General features: G+C 38.3%; 16 protein-coding genes. 7 read left to right on the plus strand and 9 right to left on the minus strand.

The window, feature by feature from the left end; translation table 11 throughout:
- Window positions 1–62 precede the first annotated feature (62 nt).
- Entirely contained in the window at window positions 63–1,103 is a 1,041-nt protein-coding gene (locus Q763_RS15465; protein WP_035135938.1) for an NAD(P)/FAD-dependent oxidoreductase, read from the plus strand.
- Here Q763_RS15465 and Q763_RS15470 read toward each other — a convergent pair.
- Window positions 1,093–1,485, minus strand: coding sequence for a DUF983 domain-containing protein (locus Q763_RS15470; protein WP_035135939.1), 393 nt, complete (start codon window positions 1,483–1,485; stop codon window positions 1,093–1,095). The two genes, Q763_RS15465 and Q763_RS15470, sit on opposite strands and share 11 nt — an antisense overlap.
- A 51-nt stretch (window positions 1,486–1,536) precedes the next feature.
- Here Q763_RS15470 and Q763_RS15475 point away from each other — a divergent pair, with 51 nt between their 5' ends.
- Window positions 1,537–3,450 carry an ABC-F family ATP-binding cassette domain-containing protein gene (locus Q763_RS15475; protein ID WP_035135940.1) on the plus strand — a complete coding sequence of 638 codons (1,914 nt, stop codon included), beginning with the start codon at window positions 1,537–1,539 and terminating at the stop codon, window positions 3,448–3,450.
- 28 nt (window positions 3,451–3,478) lie between these two features.
- Here Q763_RS15475 and Q763_RS15480 read toward each other — a convergent pair whose 3' ends face one another.
- Together Q763_RS15480 and Q763_RS15485 are read right to left on the minus strand one after the other, a co-directional pair.
- Complete coding sequence (locus Q763_RS15480; protein WP_035135941.1) at window positions 3,479–3,760, minus strand: hypothetical protein; 282 nt, start codon at window positions 3,758–3,760, stop codon at window positions 3,479–3,481.
- A gap of 80 nt (window positions 3,761–3,840) precedes the next feature.
- The gene (locus Q763_RS15485; RefSeq protein ID WP_035135942.1) at window positions 3,841–4,809 is read right to left on the minus strand and encodes an App1 family protein; all 969 of its coding nucleotides are present in this window, start codon (window positions 4,807–4,809) and stop codon (window positions 3,841–3,843) included.
- Window positions 4,810–4,875: 66 nt separating this feature from the next.
- On the opposite strand from Q763_RS15485, the gene Q763_RS15490 reads away from it, so the two are divergent.
- Window positions 4,876–5,763, plus strand: a complete 888-nt coding sequence (locus Q763_RS15490; protein ID WP_035135943.1) for a diacylglycerol/lipid kinase family protein — start codon at window positions 4,876–4,878, stop codon at window positions 5,761–5,763.
- On the opposite strand, the gene Q763_RS15495 is transcribed toward Q763_RS15490, so the two are convergent.
- The 3 genes from Q763_RS15495 to Q763_RS15505 all read right to left on the minus strand — a co-directional run bounded on the left by Q763_RS15495 (window position 5,756) and on the right by Q763_RS15505 (window position 7,860).
- Window positions 5,756–6,901 carry a peptidogalycan biosysnthesis protein gene (locus tag Q763_RS15495; RefSeq protein ID WP_035135944.1) on the minus strand — a complete coding sequence of 382 codons (1,146 nt, stop codon included), beginning with the start codon at window positions 6,899–6,901 and terminating at the stop codon, window positions 5,756–5,758. The two genes, Q763_RS15490 and Q763_RS15495, sit on opposite strands and share 8 nt — an antisense overlap.
- A 57-nt stretch (window positions 6,902–6,958) precedes the next feature.
- A complete protein-coding gene (locus Q763_RS15500) occupies window positions 6,959–7,456 on the minus strand; it encodes a DUF1761 domain-containing protein (RefSeq protein WP_035135945.1) in 498 nt (165 codons plus the stop codon).
- Window positions 7,457–7,536: 80 nt separating this feature from the next.
- The gene (locus Q763_RS15505) at window positions 7,537–7,860 is read right to left on the minus strand and encodes a hypothetical protein (RefSeq protein ID WP_035135966.1); all 324 of its coding nucleotides are present in this window, start codon (window positions 7,858–7,860) and stop codon (window positions 7,537–7,539) included.
- A gap of 31 nt (window positions 7,861–7,891) precedes the next feature.
- Here Q763_RS15505 and Q763_RS15510 point away from each other — a divergent pair, with 31 nt between their 5' ends.
- The 3 genes from Q763_RS15510 to Q763_RS15520 all read left to right on the plus strand — a co-directional run bounded on the left by Q763_RS15510 (window position 7,892) and on the right by Q763_RS15520 (window position 10,753).
- Entirely contained in the window at window positions 7,892–8,071 is a 180-nt protein-coding gene (locus tag Q763_RS15510; protein WP_035135946.1) for a DUF5522 domain-containing protein, read from the plus strand.
- Between the two features lie 74 nt (window positions 8,072–8,145).
- Entirely contained in the window at window positions 8,146–10,134 is a 1,989-nt protein-coding gene (locus Q763_RS15515) for a urocanate hydratase (protein ID WP_035135947.1), read from the plus strand.
- 58 nt (window positions 10,135–10,192) lie between these two features.
- Complete coding sequence (locus tag Q763_RS15520; protein ID WP_035135948.1) at window positions 10,193–10,753, plus strand: DUF4136 domain-containing protein; 561 nt, start codon at window positions 10,193–10,195, stop codon at window positions 10,751–10,753.
- A gap of 47 nt (window positions 10,754–10,800) precedes the next feature.
- Here the strand turns inward: Q763_RS15520 and Q763_RS15525 are convergent, their stop codons facing one another.
- Complete coding sequence (locus Q763_RS15525) at window positions 10,801–11,952, minus strand: hypothetical protein (RefSeq protein ID WP_035135949.1); 1,152 nt, start codon at window positions 11,950–11,952, stop codon at window positions 10,801–10,803.
- A gap of 223 nt (window positions 11,953–12,175) precedes the next feature.
- Here Q763_RS15525 and Q763_RS15530 point away from each other — a divergent pair, with 223 nt between their 5' ends.
- Entirely contained in the window at window positions 12,176–13,930 is a 1,755-nt protein-coding gene (locus tag Q763_RS15530) for an aromatic amino acid hydroxylase (protein WP_035135950.1), read from the plus strand.
- A 30-nt stretch (window positions 13,931–13,960) separates the two neighbouring features.
- On the opposite strand, the gene Q763_RS15535 is transcribed toward Q763_RS15530, so the two are convergent.
- Both Q763_RS15535 and Q763_RS15540 read right to left on the minus strand, forming a co-directional pair.
- Window positions 13,961–14,914 (minus strand): GSCFA domain-containing protein, encoded by a 954-nt coding sequence (locus Q763_RS15535; protein WP_035135951.1) that lies wholly within the window; start codon window positions 14,912–14,914, stop codon window positions 13,961–13,963.
- 53 nt (window positions 14,915–14,967) lie between these two features.
- Window positions 14,968–15,771 carry a hypothetical protein gene (locus tag Q763_RS15540; protein WP_035135952.1) on the minus strand — a complete coding sequence of 268 codons (804 nt, stop codon included), beginning with the start codon at window positions 15,769–15,771 and terminating at the stop codon, window positions 14,968–14,970.
- Between the last annotated feature and the right edge of the window lie 61 nt (window positions 15,772–15,832).

Raw genomic sequence — 15,832 nt, forward strand, 5'->3', positions numbered from 1 at the left:
TGTCTTATATACAATATGAAAAACTCTTACTTTTTTAAGTAAGAGTTTTTTATTTTTACACCATGAAAGATTATATAATTGTAGGTGCCGGACTGGCAGGTGTAAGTTTTGCTGAAACAGCATTTTTGAATGATAAATCATTTACGGTTATTAGTGATGCTTCTCAAAACTCCAGCTATGTAGCTGCCGGATTATATAATCCTGTAATATTAAAGCGCTTTAGTATGCCTCTGAATGCTAAAGAACATATTGAATATATAAAGCCGTTTTACAATGCTATTGAGAATCGACTTAATGTAAAGTTTGATGTTCCTATTCCTATTTGCAGAAAGTTCGTTTCGGCCGAAGAACAAAATAACTGGTTTGAGGCGGCTGATAAGCCTGCTTTATCACCTTTTTTGTCTACTTCGGTAATTCACACTAAGTATAACGGTATTGATTCTCCTTTCGGCTTTGGAAAAGTATTGCATACCGGGTATCTGGATACCGGAGTTTATCTAAATGCTTATCAGGAATATCTTGAAAACAACCATCAGCTTATAAAGGAAACGTTTGATTATACTCAACTTAACGTTACTGCTGATTGTGTTGAATATAAAGGGATAAAAGCGAAGCATATTGTCTTTGCCGAAGGCTTTGGCCTGCATGATAATCCATACTTTACAGGGTTGCCTTTGGATGGTACTAAGGGTGAGTTGTTAGTAATAAAAGCTCCCGAACTTAAGCTTGATGTAGCGATAAATGCAAGTGTGTTTATTCTCCCGGTTGGTGATGATATTTATAAGGTGGGAGCTACTTACGAATGGTATGATAAAACCCCCGTTCCTACCGAAGCAGGTAAACAAGAACTTGTAGAAAAAATAGAGGAGGTAATTTCATGTGACTACGAAATCCTTGAACATTTGGCAGGCATACGTCCCACAGTTAAAGACAGGAAACCGTTGGTTGGTACCCATGAGTTGTATAAAAGAGTGCACCTTTTAAACGGATTGGGCACACGTGGTGTAATGTTAGGTCCGCCTATGGCTAAAATTTTATTTGATTCTATTGAGAATGATATTCCTGTAGATAAAACAGTAAGTTTCCTTCGCTTCAAGCGCTAGTGTTGTTTTTCCAGTTTTTATCGTAGCTGATAAAGAAATTAATCCAAATATTTCTTGATACACGCATGCTAACAGGCATTAGTGCTATAAGTGTAGTTACAATAGCGATAAAGGCTGTTTTAAGGCTGCTGTTAAAAAATACATAGCTAATTATAAAGGCCGCAACACTAAAAGCGACACCAACGGCATAGCTAACATACATCGCTCCGTAAAAAAAGGAAGGCTCTATTTTATAATGCAGTCCGCAGTGGCTGCAATTCTCATGCATTTTATATACCTTGCTCAAATTATAGGGATTTTTATCGATATACATGCTTTCTTCCTGACAACGAGGACATGTTCCTGTTAAAATGCTATATAGTTTGGATCCTTTTTTTAACATTTGCAAAAAATTTGGTTTTCACACAAATTTACAATTAAATAAAAACAGATAATGCTTAACATACATAATTTATCGGTTTCTTTTGGCGGAACTTATTTGTTTGAAGAAGTAACCTTTAGGCTTGGTGCCGGAGACAGGGTAGGACTTGTTGGTAAAAACGGTGCCGGTAAGTCTACCATGCTTAAAATCTTATCAGGCGATATACCGCCAGATTCGGGTGTGATAGCTACTGAGAAAGAGGTTAAAATAGGTTTCCTGCGCCAGGATATCGATTTTGTGAGAGGAAGAACCGTGCTTGAAGAGGCATATCAGGCTTTTGAGGAAATCAAGAGGGCTGAGGCTAAGATCGAAGAAATCAATGAGCAGCTTACCACAAGAACGGATTATGAAAGTGAATCGTATTCTAAGCTGATAGAAGATTTAAGTGATCACACACACCACTACGAGATATTGGGAGGATATAACTATGTGGGTGATACCGAGAAGATACTGTTAGGTCTTGGTTTTAAGCGCGAGGATTTTGATAAGCTAACCGATACCTTTTCGGGCGGATGGCGAATGAGAATTGAGCTGGCAAAGCTTCTGCTTCAATATAATGATGTGTTGCTGCTGGATGAGCCTACCAATCACCTTGATATTGAGAGTATCATTTGGCTGGAGCAGTTTTTACGTAACTATCCTGGAGTTGTAATTATCGTATCGCATGATAAAATGTTCCTTGATAATGTTACAAACAGAACTATCGAAATATCACTTGGTAAGATATACGATTTCAATAAGCCATATACACAGTACCTTACTCTAAGGGAGGAGATAAGGGAAAAACAACTTGCTACCCAAAAGAATCAGGAGAAGAAGATTGAGCAAACAGAGAAGCTGATTGAAAAGTTCAGGGCAAAAGCCTCTAAGGCTTCCATGGCGCAATCACTCATCAAGAAACTGGACAAAATAGACCGTATTGAGGTTGATGAGGACGATAATTCGGTTATGAATATTTCCTTCCCCGTTTCTGTTACTCCGGGTAGGGTTGTGGTTGAAGCCGAAAATGTGACTAAAAAATATGGCGAGAAAACCATATTAAGTAATATCGACCTGCTTATTGAACGCGGAAGTAAAATTGCTTTTGTAGGGCAAAACGGTCAGGGTAAATCTACACTGATAAAAGCTATTGTTGAGGAAATTGACTATACCGGTAATATAAAACTGGGGCATAACGTTCAGTTGGGATACTTTGCCCAAAATCAGGCTGAATATCTTGATGGTGAGATTACGCTTTTGGAAACCATGGAGAATGCCGCAACCGATACTAATAGATCTAAGGTTAGGGATATGCTTGGTGCATTCCTTTTTAGGGGAGATGATGTGGAGAAAAAGGTAAAAGTGCTTTCGGGAGGAGAAAGAAACCGTTTGGCACTTTGTAAAATGCTTTTACAGCCTATTAACGTGCTTGTAATGGATGAACCTACCAATCACCTTGATATTAAGTCTAAAAACGTTTTAAAGGCTGCCCTAAAGAAATTTGAGGGTACTTTACTGCTTGTTTCTCACGACAGGGACTTCCTTCAGGGAATGGCTAATACGGTGTATGAGTTTAAAGACAGGAAAATAAGGGAATATCTGGGAGATATTAACTTCTATCTGGAACAGCGAAACCTTCAGAATATGAGGGAGGTGGAGAAAAAGGATGTTGTGGTAAAAGAGGCTCCTAAGGAGGTGAAACAGCAGGTTTCTTACGAGGATCAGAAAAAGAATAAAACCCTGCAAAACAGACTGAATAAAATTGAAGGACAGATACAAAGCCTGGAAAGTGATATCCAAAAGGATGACAGGCGACTGGAAACCGATTATGAGAAACTGATGGCTGATGCTTCGTTTTTTGCAGCCTATGAGAAAAAGAAAAAAGACCTTGAAGGTTTAATGGAAGAATGGGAAACCGTTCAGGAAGAACTGGAAAGTCTACAATAAAAAAAGCCCTGCATTTGCAGGGCTTTTTTTATTCTTTGGTTTTTATTTCCACCTCAGAATTTTTTCCTGAGACTTCTACCTTACTCTCACTGTCACCATCTTTGTTTTCATAACTAACTCCGTCTTTGCTGATGCTTATTGAAGTTCCGTCAAGGTCTTCCTCAGCAGGAGCTGTAGTTGTTGGTTGTGGCGTTGCCGGAGGTGCCGGGTTTTCTACCGGGTCCGGTGTTGGTGGTGTCTCTTTTTTGTCCTTACAGGACGCTACAAATAGCATAGCCATAATTCCTGATAAAATCATTAATCTTTTCATAATCACTTAGGTATTTAAAAAGGTTAAAGCATAAAGGTAAGGTTTAAACTGTTAAAAAATAGGTAAGGTAAACTTAAAGTTTACTGAATAAGGCCTATTTTTCTTGAATGTTTAATGGCTTCGTGGCTATCCTTAAAGTAACAGGTGGCAATGTTTAATGATTCAATGTTTTTAAGTGCCTTCTGTGCTTTCTCTTTCTTGCTATGCCCGGTTTGCCTTATGTATACTGCCCTTACCGTTACCGGAAATATTTTACAGATTTGCTCATATAAATAAGGGTCGTCTTGTGAATCATCTCCTAAAAGGGTATATTCCAAATGCGGATAAAATTCCAGTATGTGTTTTATTTTATCAAACTTATGTCCGTGATTTCCGCGCCCGGTAACAAAAAAGTCCATCAGGCTGGTTTTAATATCCTTTAAAAGAAGTACGGCACGAGGCAGCTCATGAATCTCAGTAAATTTTACAATAAATTTATAAAGGTTCCATTCGCTGCTTGAAACATAAAAAAAAGCATTCTTTTCATCCTTCTTATTGCGTCCTGCGGTACTTAGCGCCTGATAATGGGGAACTACTCCTTCAAAAATCTTACGGTCGTTAATGTTTTTCCATAAAAGGATGTAAAGCTTTTTGAAAAGGTTACGGGTGTGCGATATTAAAAAGGTATCATCAATATCAGATATAAAGCCTAAGTTGCCTTCATAAGGCCTTATATAGGTGCCGTGTTCCCTAACTTCTTTTCCTTTGTAAGTGGTACTTACATAGTAGTCGTTCCAACCGTGACCTACTTTTTCTTTCAAGGGGATACAAAACTTAAAATAACCGTCATCAAGGGTTTTAGTGTGTATTTTTCTGCCGTTATGTTCCAGGTACACATCGGCATTGGCTAAGGTTTTTAGCCTGAACATTCTTATGATTGATTTTGCATTCTTAAAGCGCTTCTTCTCAAATTCATAACTGTTGGCTTTGTTGGGTTTAAATACGTGTCCAAAAACTATTAGTTCATCTTCATTGGCATAGCCGCGGTACAATCGTAAAATTGGCTTCATTAAAATTTATGATTTTTGTAAGAAGGTTCGTTGCTGTAAATTAATTAAATTTAATGAAAAAAGAAAATGGAAACGCAAAAGGAATATTTACTGGTGGTAAATCCCATAGCAGGGGGGAATGATAAAACAGACCTCATAGAGGCTGCCCGTGAATATGCCAAAAATCAGAACGTCTTGCTAATTGAATATGAAACTACGGGTAAAGATGATGAAAGCAGGATTAAGGAACTTTACGAAAAGCATAAACCCAAAAGGGTTATGGTGGCCGGAGGTGACGGTTCTGTAAAAATGATAGCCGAAGCCATAGGCCATAAGGATGTGATAATTGGTGTACTGCCTGCCGGATCGGCAAACGGACTTTCGGTTGACCTGAAGTTGCCTGAAGACGTTGAGGAGAATCTTGAAATTGCCTTTAATGGTGGTTATATGGAGATGGATATGGTGAGTATTAATGATAAAAAGAGCCTGCATTTAAGTGATATAGGGGTTAATGCCGAATTGATACGTAATTACGAGAACAGCAGTCTGCGTGGTAAGCTGGGTTATATGCTTCAGGCATTTAATACCTTGACCGAGCTTAGGGATCCTTTCCATGTGATTATTGAAGCAAACGGAAATACGGTTGAAACTAAGGCACGCATGGTTGTTATTGCTAATACCCAGCGATATGGTACCGGGGTAACCATAAACCCGGTTGGGAAAATGGACGACGGTAAATTTGAGATTGTAATATTAAAAAGCCTTGATGTATTTTTTATAGGGCGTATACTGGCAGGAAAAATGCCTTTGGATAAAAGTGAGGACGTGGAAATTATATCTACAGATGAAGCCCTTGTAACTACCGATGTTCCTGTGTGTTTTCAGATAGACGGTGAGTTTTGCGGAGAAACAGACCGACTTGATATTAAAATACTACATAGGCAGATGAAGGTCGCAGTGCCCGATGCTACTTAAAAGGATTGCGTTCTTTCCACTGTATTTTAGGATCAAAATAGGGGAATAGCCTGCTCATAAAAATATTGAGTATTGAGTTATGGTGCTTAATAATGCCATAAACTTCTTCCGGATGGGCGCCTACCGAGCTTTTTATCTCCATGGCCGATCGGGCAAAAATTACATGTTTAAACTGTTTTTTTATGGCATAGGCTACCATATCATACAGCATGTTGAGATATAGCATTTTTTCTTTTTGTATGGTCTCGTCATAACCTAAAAAATAGGTGTCCATATCACTGTTATTCTTAATAAGGGTACTGAACCCTATTAAGGTATCATTGGAGAAATAGCCATAAAACAAAAACTTGTCTTTTAGCTGTTGCTTAAAAGTATAGAAGTGCCCCTTAGGCAGAAAAAAGGTGTTAAACGGAGCATTTCGCGCTACGGTTAAGTATAGCTCATGGATACGGTTTTCCTGTTCTTTTATTTCCTCTTCGCTAAGTTTTCTTTTCTCTATTCCTTCTGCTTTTTTACGGGCTCGGTTGTATTGTGTTCTGTACTTGGTATTGAGTGCGGCCAGATAATCATTTACCGACTCCCATTCAGACATAATGGCAAAAATCATGTTGGGTTGTGTACAAAACTGATAGTAGTTTTTAAACCCTGCAGCTTTGAAATCGGGGAGTTCTTTTTTATTAAAATCCTTTACCAGAGTAAGGTTAATAGGAATGCATTTTTTTAGATACTGTTTTCGTAATTTTTTAAGTGCCTGTTTAAATAATGATAGCGCTACTGTTTCCTTAATGTCATGGTTTAGGCAATAGGCGTTTTGTCCGGTAAGTTTGTTGTTTCCTAAAATAAGGATGTGCGACGAAAACTTTTTGAACAGATAATCCTTAATGCTGAATTTCTTCTCCTGTTCTTCACCAAAAGTGTTTATTCTGGTAAGGTCGATATACTGAGCAATGGCAATACCGCAAAGTATATCGTTTTTAAACAAACCAATAAAGTGACATTCCATATTTGCAGGCGAAGCATTTTCCAGTACCGAAAGGTAGTTTTTGGATAGGAAAATGTTTTGCGCAGCAATAGTGTCCCATTCATCAGGAAGGGATTGTGCTGATTTGAAAATAGTATAAGAAAATGTGGTGCTCAAAGTGAGGCAAAGAAAATAAAAAAATCTCCCGAAGGAGATTTTTATTGTGTTATATTTTTATTTGGCTACAGGCCATGCGCAAACTATACCCCCTATAATGGTACAGCATACAATCCAGTAGCCTCCGTTAATCAGGATGTACTTAGCACTTCTTCTTTCAAAAAGAGCATTGGTGCCTATAACAGGGAGAGCAAAGAAAAGCCCTGCCATGAAGCCGTGAAGCGCCCCGTGTTTAAAAGTTCTGTAAGCGCTTCCGTAATCAGCCATAAAAGCTGCGAAAGATGGTTTTGCCGAATCAAAAAATTCAGGTCCGCCTACCATACCCATAGGTCCAAACTGATGGATCACCATAAATTGCAGGATAAATGAGATAAAAAAGGCAAAAAGGATAGCCATGCCGAAAATTTTAAACATGTTAGCGCCTTTTGCTTTTTCTTCGGTCATACCTGTTTCTTTCATCCATGCGGTACCAAAAACCTTAGGGTTGTACCAAATGAAACCTACAACAAGTGTAGATAATGCAGCTGCTAAGACTGCAAGCCAGTTAATGTCCATAATTATTTGTTTTAGTGTTTGTAATGGTAAATGTATAATTAATTGGCTTACAAAATATTGTATTGTTAATAATTTTGGTTTTAAATAAATAATATGAAAGATAGTAACTTTCTGTTTTTCAGGTAATCGGTAACATTCTCGTTAGCATAAGCTTCCCGTTCAAAGCTTATGTTTCTGTAAGCTTTATGCCATTTTTTGTGTATCAGTAAGCGTATAAGGAATTCAATACAATACCACAGGTAAAAAGGTAGGATGAGGAGTTCAAGCTGCTGCCTTAAATGGATTTTTTCATGATTAAGTAAGATTGTGTTTCCTCTATATTCCTCTTTTCTTAAAATGATAAAAGGAAATAGGGTTATTGCAGTATATCCTTTCGGAATTAAATATTTAGATACAATTACCATCATTAAATGTAAAGTTCATAAATTTGCGCGCATGAGTGGGCAAAATTCTGAAAATAAATTAATAGAAGGTGAAGATTATTATCTTACACCCGAAGGCTATAAAGTTTTTACCGAAAAGTTTCATTTAAAAAGAGGCTATTGCTGTAAAAACGGCTGTAGGCACTGTGCCTACGGCTACGATAAAAATACCGGAACATTTAAAAAGAAATAAGCACTTGCCTATAACAACAGCTTATGTTGCTAAAGGTAATAAGAAACGAACACTAACAACTGAATACTGAGACTATGACATTTAAGGAGCAGATACAGGAAGGAATCCCTTCGGTGTTACCACAACCGAAGCCGTATGACCCAACTATTAACCATGCGCCTAAGCGTAAGGAAATACTTTCGGCAGAAGAAAAAAAACTGGCACTACGCAATGCATTACGTTATTTTGAACCACAGCACCATGCCGAACTGGCTAAAGAATTTGCTGATGAGCTTGAAAAATACGGACGTATTTACATGTACCGTTTTCGTCCTGATTACGAAATGTATGCAAGGCCTATTTCAGAATATCCGGGAAAATCAGAGCAGGCAAAAGCCATTATGCTGATGATACAAAATAACCTGGACTATGCTGTGGCACAACACCCTCATGAACTTATTACCTATGGTGGTAACGGTGCAGTGTTTCAAAACTGGGCACAGTACAGGCTGGTTATGAAATACCTTAGTGAAATGACCGAAGAGCAAACGCTTGTCATGTATTCCGGTCACCCAATGGGACTGTTCCCATCGCACAAAGATGCGCCAAGGGTAGTGGTTACAAATGGTATGATGATCCCTAACTACTCCAAACCGGATGATTGGGAGAAATTCAATGCGCTTGGTGTTACTCAGTACGGGCAAATGACTGCCGGTAGTTATATGTACATAGGTCCGCAGGGTATTGTACACGGTACTACTATTACAGTTATGAACGGTGGTAGAAAAATCTCTAAAAACGGAGAAGGGCTTGAAGGAAAAGTATTTGTTACGTCGGGTCTTGGTGGTATGAGTGGTGCTCAGCCAAAAGCAGGTAACATTGCGGGTTGTATTACGGTTTGTGCCGAGGTTAACCCGAAAGCGGTTCATACACGTCATTCTCAGGGATGGGTTGATGAAGTAGTAACCGATACCGATGCTCTTGTGAAAAGGGTGCTTGAGGCAAAAGCCAATAAAGAAGTTGTATCTATTGCTTATCAGGGTAATATAGTAGATGTATGGGAGAAATTTGATGAAGAAAACATATATATTGATTTAGGTAGTGATCAAACCTCGCTTCATAATCCGTGGGCGGGAGGATATTACCCCGCCGGAATCAGTTTTGAGGAGTCTAACAGGCTTATGGCTGAAGAGCCGGAAACCTTTAGGGAAAAAGTACAGGAAACACTTAGAAGGCATGCTGCAGCAATCAATAAGCACACGGCTAAGGGTACTTATTTCTTTGATTATGGTAATGCGTTCCTGTTAGAGGCTTCGCGCGCCGGAGCCGATATTATGGCAGAAAACGGTATCGATTTTAAATACCCAAGTTATGTACAGGATATAATGGGGCCTATGTGCTTTGATTATGGATTTGGTCCGTTCCGTTGGGTATGTGCTTCAGGAAAACCTGAAGATCTTGCCAAGACCGATGCTATTGCTTTAAATATACTGGAGGAGATGTCTACAACAGCACCTGCTGAAATTAAACAGCAGATGCAGGATAATATTAAATGGATTAAAGGAGCTCAGGAAAACAAACTTGTAGTGGGGTCTCAGGCACGTATACTCTATGCTGATGCAGAAGGAAGGATTAAAATTGCCGAAGCCTTTAATCAGGCAATCGCTAAGGGAGAGATAGGTTATGTTGTTTTAGGGCGTGACCACCACGATGTATCGGGTACTGATTCTCCTTATCGTGAAACGTCTAATATTTATGACGGTTCCCGCTTTACTGCTGATATGGCTATCCATAATGTGATAGGCGACAGCTTTAGGGGGGCTACCTGGGTAAGCATTCACAACGGTGGAGGCGTAGGCTGGGGAGAGGTTATAAATGGCGGATTTGGTATGGTTCTTGATGGTTCTAGTGATGCGTCAAGACGTTTAGAATCAATGCTTTTCTGGGATGTTAACAACGGTATTGCAAGAAGAGGATGGGCTAGAAACGAAGGTGCTGTTTTTGCTATTAAACGAGCAATGGAAGTACAGCCGCTTTTAAAAGTGACCATACCTAATATGGTAGACGACGCATTGTTGGGCTAATAATCACAAAACCGGTTATTAGTTTGTGTATTAATAAGAACTATTAACTCTTTGGATTATGAAAACAATAAAATTGCTATCGTTACTGTTTGTTTTGGTCCTTACAGGTTCCTGTAATTCTATTAAAGTAGCTGCTGATTATGATGATGCTGTTGAATTTAATACGTACAGGACTTATGCTTATTTTCAGCCGGGTATAGATAAGGCTGATATATCTGACCTTGACAAGAAAAGGATTCTTCGTGCCATTGATGAGGAGTTTGCCAAAAAAGGATTTACCAAAAGTGAAAACCCTGATTTTATGGTGAACTTTTTTACCAAAGCCCGTAAAGAAGTCAATGTAAACCAGTTTTATGGAGGCTGGGGTTACGGTGGTTGGGGCTGGGGAGGCTATTACGGTTATCCCTGGGGCTGGGGTGGTAACTATACCACTGTTAGCACATCTACCGAAGGTACGCTGTATATAGACCTTATAGACGCTAAGAAAAAAGACCTGGTGTGGCAGGGGGTAGGTACAGGAGTTTTAACACTGGACCGTGATAAGAAGGAGGAACGTATTAAAGAATTTGTTTCTAATATACTTGCTCAGTTTCCGCCACAAAAAGATAATAAGAAATAAAAAAAGCCGCTCATTGAGCGGCTTTTTAGTTTGTATAGCAATATTAATTATTTGCTTAAACCTACAGTAGTTCTTGTTAAAGGAATTCTTGTGTTTACGCCTCTTCCTGCATTATCTTCACTTGCGTCATATGCATCGGTAGCGCCACTAAATTCACCAGTAACAGTTGTACCGTTAGCTAATGTAATAGTGTATGTAGAAGCTACGTCAGATGTTTCTCCTTCTGCTTCAGCAAATGATACGGAAGAAATATTTAAACTAGCACTCTGTACATCATCAATACTTTCAACTAATAAGTTATTGTTGTTTACAACAAATGTATTAAGGATGTTCTCATCTGTAATAGTGTATTCACCAGCTACTGGGAATTCAATAGTAAATGTTGGTTGCCCTGTTGTTTCATCAGTTCCTGTTGGCTCTATTGGCATAGAGAAGGTAATTGTTACGTAGTTAGGAGTAGTAGCATCTTCTCCTTCACCTACTATTTGAATTGAGTTGTAATCCCAAACAATTATATATTCACCTTCTACAGCTGTAGAGTATACACCTCTAAAACCGAAAATGTTAAAACCAGTTTCGTAGTTAAGACCGTCAACGATGAAAGAATCGCTAGCTTCAGTAGCTTCTTCAGCAGCAGTGAAAGTAGCAGTTGCGCTAGTTAGATCTTCTAAAGTAGCGTATACTTCATACTCACCTGCTTCAGTAGCTGTGAAAGTACTTCCTTCAATAGCGTTACCGTTTACGTAGAAAGTAGCATCTCCTGTTACATCGTCAGATAGGTCAGTAGCAGCTGTAAAGCTAATCTCACCACCAACTAGGAAATAGTTATTAGAAACAGTGATTGTAAGAACAGTAGCAACTTCTTCAGTTACAGTTACAGTTACGTCTGCACTTGTAAAGTCACCGTTAGTAGCGTGTACTGTATAAGTACCAGCTTCAGTAGCAGTGTAAGTGTTACCTTCAAGAGCTGTGTCGTCTACATAGATAGTTGAAGCTGCAGTAACATCTTCGTTTAGGTTGTTTTTTACTGTAAAAGTAAAAGCGCTACCTAAAGTAACTGTAGATGAACTTGAAGTAAGGGTAATTCCCGTTACTACGTCGCCACCTCCGTTATCGTTGTTTCCTGAGTCATCATCGCTACTACACGATGTAAAAGCTGCTGTAGCTGCAATAGCTAAAAAGCAAAAAAGTTTTTTCATAATGAAAATTTAAAAATTAATTAATGTTTAAGGTTCGTAAAAGTAAAAATAAAACTGAAAATACAAGGCTTTATTGTAATTGCATACTGTTAAAGTTTCGATTTTATTCCAATTTATTTAATATTGAGTTTAAATTTTAGGTATTAACAATTGATTTTTTTTATATGGTAGAAATTAATTGAGAATTTCGTAATTTTACCTCAATTACTAAGACTACTATATTATGAATGCTACTATTGAAAGTAATCCGTTGATAGACAGGTTGCCTAAGCACCTGAAACAGTTTATTAAACCGCAGGATTATGAAGAGTATACTCCCATAAACCAGGCAGTTTGGCGCTATGTTATGCGTAAAAATGTGGATTATCTTAGTAAAGTAGCTCACAGTTCTTATTTGGATGGTCTTAAAAAAACAGGTATTGAGGTAGACAGCATACCAAGTATGTATGGTATGAACAGGATACTAAAGGAAATAGGATGGGCTGCCGTAGCGGTAGATGGTTTTATTCCGCCTAATGCCTTTATGGAGTTTCAGGCGTATAATGTACTTGTTATAGCTTCCGATATCCGTCAGCTTGAACATATAGAATATACTCCGGCTCCCGATATTATTCACGAAGGAGCAGGACACGCACCTATTATTGCAAACCCGGAATATGCCGAGTATCTTAGAAGGTTTGGTGAAATTGGCTGTAAGGCAATTTCGTCGGCTAGAGATTATGAGATATATGAGGCTATCAGGTTGCTTTCCATTTTGAAGGAAGCTGAAGGTACGCCGCAGGACGAAATTGAAGCTGCCGAGAAAAGGGTAGACGAACTTCAAAACGATCTTGGTGAGCTTAGTGAAATGGCGCTTATACGTAACCTACACTGGTGGACAGTGGAGTACGGACTTATAGGTACGGTTGAAGACCCTAAAATATATGGCGCAGGATTGCTTTCGTCTATTGGGGAAAGTGCCTGGTGTATGACTGATAATGTTACCAAATTACCATACGATATAAATGCGGCTTATCAGAGTTTTGATATTACAAAACCGCAGCCGCAACTTTTTGTAACGCCTGATTTTGCTCATTTAAGCCTGGTGCTTGAGGAGTTTGCTAACAAAATGGCTTTGCGTACCGGAGGGCTTTCGGGGGTTCAGAAGCTTATTAATTCTAATGCCTTAGGTACTGTTGAACTTAGTACAGGTGTGCAGATTTCAGGAGTTTTTTCTAATGTTATAGAAAATGAAGGTAAACCTATTTACCTGCAATGTACCGGTGGTACAGCGCTTGCTTACAGGGAAAAAGAGCTGGTAGGTCATGGTACATCATACCATGCCGAAGGTTTTGGTAGTCCTGTGGGTAAACTTAAAGGGATTAACCTGGCGATTGAAGATATGAGTCCGCGTGACTTAAAAGCGTATGGTGTGTATGAAGGTGAAAGAGTTACTCTTGAATTTGAAGGAGATGTAACTGTAAACGGTGAAATTATAACCGGAACCAGAAACATACAGGGGAAAATAATCCTGATAAGCTTTAAAGACTGTACCGTTACTCATGGTGATACTGTGTTATTCCAACCGGAATGGGGAACTTATGATATGGCGGTAGGTAAGAAGGTGGTTTCTGCTTTCTCTGGCCCTGCTGATGTGAACAGCTTCGATCTTATTACACATGTGCCTTCAAGCCAAACCATAAAAGCGAAAAAATCTGTAGAGAGACAGGAACTGGAAGGTTTGTATCAAAACGTTAGAGACATAAGAAGTGGTGCTACAGGTGATCTTGAAGCTATATTTACCAAAGTGAAAGAGAGTCATCCTAACGACTGGTTGTTATCTGTTGAGATAGCCGAACTTTTACATAAAAACAAACAGGAAGAATTGCTTAATAAAGTAGTACTTCATCTTGATGAGGTAAAGAAAAAACGACCTGAGGTAGCTCATTTAGTTGATGGCGGACTCGAACTTATTTTTGAAAAAGAAAAAATTTCCTAATAACAGAAAGGGCGCTTTAAGCGTCCTTTTTTATTGGAATACAATATGAGGGTGCTTTTTCTGTAAAGCTGTGATTTTCTGTTCAAGCTTTACTAAGAAAGCCTTGTGTTGATCCGACTCCGGGTTAAAGGATCGGTGCTGTAACCCTTTTTGTATGGCGTCGGCCTCTTTCATGGTTTTAAGAGCTTCTTCAGTAATGGTATTCTCACTAAAACGTTCCCAAATATAATCAATGGCTATTTGGTTAGGGTGTATCATATCTTCAGCATAAAAACGATAATCTCTTAACTCGTCCATCATAATTTCATACGACGGGAAGTAGCTGATGTTTTTATTGCTTTCCTTTATTATTTCATGAACAGCCGAGATGAGGTTGGCTTTGCTCCATTGGTTTTGAGTAAAACCGTCTTTAATGTGTCTAACCGGAGAGACTGTAAAGGTGATGCTGATTTTAGGATTTACTTTAGTGATATTCTCAATGATGTTTAATAAGGCTTCCTTTATTACTAAAACAGATAGTAACTCCTTACTAAATTCCTTTTGAGGTACTTTATGGCAATTAGCAACGAGTGAGTTGGTTTTGTTTAAGCGGTAAACCCATGCAGTGCCCAGTGTTAAAATAAGGTGAGAAGCTGTTTTTAGCTTCTGTGAGCTGTTTTTAACTGTGCTGTTAAGGCTTTCCAGTAAAGCTTCTTTACTGTTATTGCTAAGGTCTGAGTGTGCGTCAAAACAATGCCAGCGCTCATTGTGGAAAAAAATATCAACTTCAGTGAATTCCTTTTCATTAAGAGTGTAATCTATAAACTTGCTTAAGGCGACAGGATGAAACAATATCCCGAAAGGGTTTATGGTGTTTTGGAATTTAAAGTAATTGAATTTCTCTCCCATATTTACTGCAAAGCAAGAACCCAAAGACACTATCTCAGAATCATAACTAATAGGTGAGTTACTTTTTGGGACAGGTATTTGGGTTCTGAATTGCATAATACTATAGTTGCTTTTATATGGCAAAAATAGTAATACATTTTTTATCTGCGTTACAGGTTATAGTAACTATAAGTTGTGGTTTCCAGTAACTCGTTTGATGCGTTGTTGTATTTTTTTACTTCTACAGGGAATTTTTCTTCATTATAAATGTAGTCATACCTGTCCTGTCCTGCATTTACACCATCAATGTATTTTCTTTCCATAGTGCAGTTTCTGTCAGTAATATAGAAAAATATCCATAGCAGGTTTTCACGATTAGTTACAAAAACATATGGAGAATATGTTTCGGTAGTATATTCAAACGAACTTGATGTATTGTTGTTTAGGTTTTCAACGAAAACAAAATGGTTAAAGTAAGTTTGGAAAGAAATGCTTTGTTCTTCAAAAAACGGGTCGTTCTCTGATTGTTGTCTCATGTGAGTCTTAGTACTTGTATTATGGCTGAAAGTAGTTACGTACATCAATGGTTCGTCATCTTCCCTTAGCACATATCGTCTTTTTTTTAATAAATTAGAAGAATCATACTCAAACTGGGTGTATTCTATAGTTTCACCATTTTTCACCCTGTTTAATTCTACCAAACCGATATCATAATTATAAATAAAGTCATCATAACTGCCGTCTTCATATGTGATTTTTGTGATTTTTCCACTATAACTGTTGGTGTCGGCATATTCAAAATGCATGGATTTGATACTTCCGTCAGCAGATGTTATTGTTATGTCTTTCGGCATAGGGTGCTCATACAATACAGGTTCTTGTGCAGGGTTTTCCGGTCCCGCACCATCGTCTACGGAGCATGAAGAGATCAAAAAAAGTAATGCAGTAACTAAAAGAAAATGAAAATTTCTCATGAGTAAGGTGTTTGTTAGTTTAGTTGGTTAACTGTAAATATATAAAAAAAATAAAAACAGA

The sequence above is a fragment of the Flavobacterium beibuense F44-8 genome (assembly GCF_000769915.1).
In the GTDB taxonomy this organism is placed as follows: domain Bacteria; phylum Bacteroidota; class Bacteroidia; order Flavobacteriales; family Flavobacteriaceae; genus Flavobacterium; species Flavobacterium beibuense.

Coding starts and splice junctions, on each gene's coding strand:
- Q763_RS15465 (WP_035135938.1), top strand. CDS start 63: ATGAAAGATTATATAATTGTAGGTGCCGGACTGGCAGGTGTAAGTTTT.
- Q763_RS15470 (WP_035135939.1), bottom strand. CDS start 1,485: ATGTTAAAAAAAGGATCCAAACTATATAGCATTTTAACAGGAACATGT.
- Q763_RS15475 (WP_035135940.1), top strand. CDS start 1,537: ATGCTTAACATACATAATTTATCGGTTTCTTTTGGCGGAACTTATTTG.
- Q763_RS15480 (WP_035135941.1), bottom strand. CDS start 3,760: ATGAAAAGATTAATGATTTTATCAGGAATTATGGCTATGCTATTTGTA.
- Q763_RS15485 (WP_035135942.1), bottom strand. CDS start 4,809: ATGAAGCCAATTTTACGATTGTACCGCGGCTATGCCAATGAAGATGAA.
- Q763_RS15490 (WP_035135943.1), top strand. CDS start 4,876: ATGGAAACGCAAAAGGAATATTTACTGGTGGTAAATCCCATAGCAGGG.
- Q763_RS15500 (WP_035135945.1), bottom strand. CDS start 7,456: ATGGACATTAACTGGCTTGCAGTCTTAGCAGCTGCATTATCTACACTT.
- Q763_RS15505 (WP_035135966.1), bottom strand. CDS start 7,860: ATGGTAATTGTATCTAAATATTTAATTCCGAAAGGATATACTGCAATA.
- Q763_RS15510 (WP_035135946.1), top strand. CDS start 7,892: ATGAGTGGGCAAAATTCTGAAAATAAATTAATAGAAGGTGAAGATTAT.
- Q763_RS15515 (WP_035135947.1), top strand. CDS start 8,146: ATGACATTTAAGGAGCAGATACAGGAAGGAATCCCTTCGGTGTTACCA.
- Q763_RS15520 (WP_035135948.1), top strand. CDS start 10,193: ATGAAAACAATAAAATTGCTATCGTTACTGTTTGTTTTGGTCCTTACA.
- Q763_RS15525 (WP_035135949.1), bottom strand. CDS start 11,952: ATGAAAAAACTTTTTTGCTTTTTAGCTATTGCAGCTACAGCAGCTTTT.
- Q763_RS15530 (WP_035135950.1), top strand. CDS start 12,176: ATGAATGCTACTATTGAAAGTAATCCGTTGATAGACAGGTTGCCTAAG.
- Q763_RS15535 (WP_035135951.1), bottom strand. CDS start 14,914: ATGCAATTCAGAACCCAAATACCTGTCCCAAAAAGTAACTCACCTATT.
- Q763_RS15540 (WP_035135952.1), bottom strand. CDS start 15,771: ATGAGAAATTTTCATTTTCTTTTAGTTACTGCATTACTTTTTTTGATC.